General features: G+C 62.1%; 4 protein-coding genes. 2 read left to right on the forward strand and 2 right to left on the reverse strand.

The window, feature by feature from the left end; all coding sequences use genetic code 11:
- Nucleotides 1-152: 152 nt before the first annotated feature.
- Nucleotides 153-910 (reverse strand): IS5 family transposase gene (locus tag AAHM41_RS39740; RefSeq protein WP_446719524.1). Its coding sequence is split into 2 segments (ribosomal slippage): nucleotides 153-568 and nucleotides 568-910, totalling 759 coding nucleotides; the frame shifts between segments, so codons are not numbered across the junction.
- A 147-nt stretch (nucleotides 911-1,057) separates the two neighbouring features.
- Between AAHM41_RS39740 and AAHM41_RS39745 the strand changes: the two genes are divergently transcribed.
- Nucleotides 1,058-1,809, forward strand: a protein-coding gene (locus tag AAHM41_RS39745; protein WP_342242171.1) for an IS5 family transposase whose coding sequence is annotated in 2 segments (ribosomal slippage) — nucleotides 1,058-1,388 and nucleotides 1,388-1,809 — 753 coding nt in all. Because the reading frame shifts where the segments join, the coding sequence is not laid out codon by codon here.
- On the opposite strand, the gene AAHM41_RS39750 is transcribed toward AAHM41_RS39745, so the two are convergent.
- A complete protein-coding gene (locus AAHM41_RS39750) occupies nucleotides 1,755-2,015 on the reverse strand; it encodes a hypothetical protein (protein WP_342242172.1) in 261 nt (86 codons plus the stop codon). The two genes, AAHM41_RS39745 and AAHM41_RS39750, sit on opposite strands and share 55 nt — an antisense overlap.
- Nucleotides 2,016-2,323: 308 nt before the next feature.
- Between AAHM41_RS39750 and AAHM41_RS39755 the strand changes: the two genes are divergently transcribed.
- Nucleotides 2,324-2,731: a hypothetical protein gene (locus tag AAHM41_RS39755; protein WP_342242173.1), complete on the forward strand. Its 408-nt coding sequence runs from the start codon at nucleotides 2,324-2,326 to the stop codon at nucleotides 2,729-2,731.
- Nucleotides 2,732-2,922 lie beyond the last annotated feature (191 nt).

The raw sequence follows: 2,922 nt of genomic DNA on the forward strand, positions 1-2,922 counted from the left end.
CGGCCCCTGCCGCAGGGGATAGGGCCGGGAGCGGGGCCGGCGTCCGAAGCCCTAAACAAAAGCGGTCGCCGCGCCGGCGCCCCGACACCGGACATTCGCCGGACTGGCGGCAGTCGACCATTGCAGACGCTAGGCCACGGACGAATCGACATTCAGCGCAGCCAGAGGATGATGGCGGCGAGATGGATGAAGGCCATGTAGTGAGCGGCCCGTCGGTCGTATCGTGTGGCGAAGCGGCGGAAGTGTTTGAGCTTGTTGAAGCAGCGTTCGATCCGATTGCGGTCCCTGTAGGCGATCTCGTCATGCGGGATGAGCACCTTCCGTGACCGGTTTGAGGGGATCGCCGCCTCGGCCCCGATCTCGTCGATGAAGGCACGCAAGTCGTTGCTGTCATAGGCCTTGTCGGCGAGCACGGCCTTGGCCTGGAAGCCGTCGAGCAGGGCTTTGGCGGTGAGGCTGTCGTGGCGCTGGCCGGCGGTCAGCGCGAAGCGGAGCGGCCGACCCAGCCCGTCGCAGACCATGTGGATCTTGGTCGTCAGTCCGCCTCGGGAACGCCCCAGAGCCTGATCCTAGGCCCCCCTTTTCCGCTCGCCGCCTGCTGGTGGACCCGGACCAGGGTGGTATCCAGCATCAGGTACCGGTTGTCCCTATCCTTGATCAGCTCGGCGAAGACCCGCTCCCAGACGCCGGCTTTGGCCCAGCGGGTGAAGCGCTTGTGCACGCTCTTCCACTTGCCGTAGCGCTCGGGCAGGTCCGGCCAGTGGGCGCCGGATCGCAGAACCCACAAAACCCCGTTCACGAACAAGCGGTTATCCGTTCCCGTCCGACCGGGATCGCCCGCCTTTCCGGGCAGAAGCTCAGCGATCCTCGCCCATTGCGCCTCACTCAGCTCGTAGCGCTTCACCCCCATCCGTCCGCTCCGAATCAGCAAATCCGGAACCTATTGATTCTGGAGGCTTCTGTGAGGTCGCGCGGCGCGGGAGCGGCAGCCGGCTCGGCGCGACCTCACAGAAGCCTCCAGATTCCCATGCGGGCCCGATTGTGATTCAAACTTCGGATGGAACGCTTCGTACTGACTGACGCCCAATGGGCGAAGATGGAACCGCATTGCCTGGGCAAGCCGACGGACCCTGGCCGAAGCGGTAAGGACAACCGGCTCTTCGTCGAAGCCGTGCTTTGGATCGTTCGCACAGGAAGTCCGTGGCGGGACCTGCCGGCCTTCTTCGGCAAGTGGAACAGTGTCTTCACGCGATATCGCAGCTGGGTCAAAGCCGACGTTTTCGTTCGGCTTTTCGAAGCCTGTCCGGACCAGCCGGACATGGAATACGCCATGGTCGACGCCACCATCGTCAAGGTCCACCGCCACGGCCAGGGCGCAAAAGGGGGACTCAGAGCCAGGCCATAGGCCGCTCCAAGGGCGGCATGACAACCAAGATCCTCGTCCTGTGCGACGCGCTCGGCAACCTTGTGCGTTTTGGCCTGCTGCCCGGTCAGCGGTTCGACACGGTCGGCGTCGATCCGCTCATCGCCGGCGTCTGCTTCGACGCCCTGATCGCCGACAAGGCCTTCGACAGCAACGTCATTATCGCCAACCTCAACCAACGCGGGGCCAAGATCGTGATCTCCCAGCACCCGCGCCGAAAAAAGCCGCTGCCCATCGACACCGAGATGTACAAATGGCGCCACCTGATCGAGAATTTCTTCTGCAAACTCAAAGAGTTCAAACGCATCGCCATGCGCGCCGACAAAACCGATCAGAGCTTCTCCGCCTTCATCCATCTCGCCGCTGCCGTCATCCATTCCAGATGAATCTCAACAATCCCTAGGACGCCATCGCCCATGAGCTTGACAATGCGCCCCTGATATTCAGCGATGAGTGGCTCGATGATCTCCTTACGACATGCCTTGAGCAGGGCAAGAGTGCCGTCTTCGTCGCGCTCCATGAGCGCTGAGTAGCCGACCACGTCCGCTATCAGCATGGCCGCCAGCCGTCGATCGACCCGCGCCGCCGCCATTGGCCGCTCTCCTCACGCAGGCCACCGCCAGCCTGCCCCTCGCCGATTGAGGCCAACTCCATCATACGCGCGACGGACATTCTCGACGATACGCTTGGGCTCAATGTTTCGGGGGGTGTGAATAGGCGCCAGATCGGGATCCCTCAGTATCGCGTGAAATCAGGCACTTACCGCGCCGATCGGTAACAGGGGCAATAGCCCGGGCGTGTCAGGGCGGGAGCGCGGTCTGACCGACGAGGTCCGGCAGGAATGGGACGGGCGGGTTGCCTGGGATGGCGAGCCTTGCGCCGAGGTAGTCCCAGAAGGAGATGCCGAGCTTCGAGCAGGTCTTCCGCGCCCTTAACGAAATATTGACAGTCCAACCAAAGCGGCGCTCCGTGGTTCGACGGGGATGGATCTTGGCACTCTTGGTTGATGCCGGCCTTCGCCGTTACGATAGGGAGGATGCAATGCCGACAGTCATTGGCCACCATAACATTACAAAGGGCACGAAGCACTGGCTCGACTCGCCGAAGCGCAAAGAGCTTTTTGGTCCGCTCGGCGTGACCAACATACGAACATTTGTAGATCCACAAAATCCGACTCGGGTGGCCGTTCTTATGGACGTTCCGGACATGGACGCCATGATGAAAGCTATGCAGAGCAAAGCAGCCACGGATGCGATGGCCTTCGATGGAGTGGTGCCAGAGTCCTTGGTGATCCTGGTCGAATCGTAAAGGTAATTGCTCCGCTGGCCAAGGTTAGCAGGCTTTGGTCAGCGGTTGCCGTGCGGTTCCGGGTGTTCCGGAAAATCGCCGGCCTTGAAATGGGCGCCGGTCGGCACAATCACTGAATGATTGCGAGACCTTCATCTGCTGTCCTGGTGCGCCGCCATGCCCGTTGCCCACACCGCGCCCGACCTCATCGC

Source organism: Inquilinus sp. OTU3971 (assembly GCF_038440215.1).